Origin of the sequence: Extibacter muris (assembly GCF_004345005.1) — a bacterium.
Classification (GTDB): Bacteria; Bacillota; Clostridia; order Lachnospirales; family Lachnospiraceae; genus Extibacter; species Extibacter muris.
In genome coordinates, this window is record NZ_SMMX01000106.1 from 1 (window position 1) to 501 (window position 501).

General features: G+C 45.3%; 1 protein-coding gene. It reads left to right on the top strand.

All coding sequences use genetic code 11. The features are described from left to right. Positions 1–323, top strand: a 323-nt coding sequence (locus E1963_RS23975; RefSeq protein ID WP_201272125.1) for a hypothetical protein, incomplete at its 5' end; no start/stop codon positions are given. Positions 324–501 lie beyond the last annotated feature (178 nt).

Consider the following 501-nt stretch of genomic DNA (forward strand, 5'->3'; position numbering starts at 1 on the left):
AAAGAAAAGGAGAAAGAAGGAGGAGGGAAGGAAGGGAAGAGAGGGGGGAAGAAAGGAAAAAGGAGGACAAAAAGGACTATAATGAAAGGAGACAAAAGAAAAAAAAGAAAGAGAGGGGGGGGAGGAAAGAAAGAAAGGGGGGGGAGGAAAGGGAAAGGAGGGGGGAGGAGAGGGAGAAGGGAGGGAAAAGGGAGGGGAGGAGAAAAAAAAGAGAACATTATTTTTTGATGTGGGAAGGATATAAACAGAAAAAAGAAAAAAAGAAGGGGGAGAGAAGGAAAGGGAGAGGGATAAAAGAGAGGGGGAAGAGTACAAGGAAGTGAAGGATGAGGGGAAGGAAAGGGGAAAGAGAGGAGGGAAGAAGGGGAAGGGAAGGAAGAGGAGGAGAGAAAAGGAAATGAGTTAAGTCAAAAGCCGGACAACTAATAAAACATTTATCTGCAAGAGAGTGAGAAAGAGAAGAGGTGGAGGGGGAGAAAAAAAAGGAGAGGGAGAGAGGAA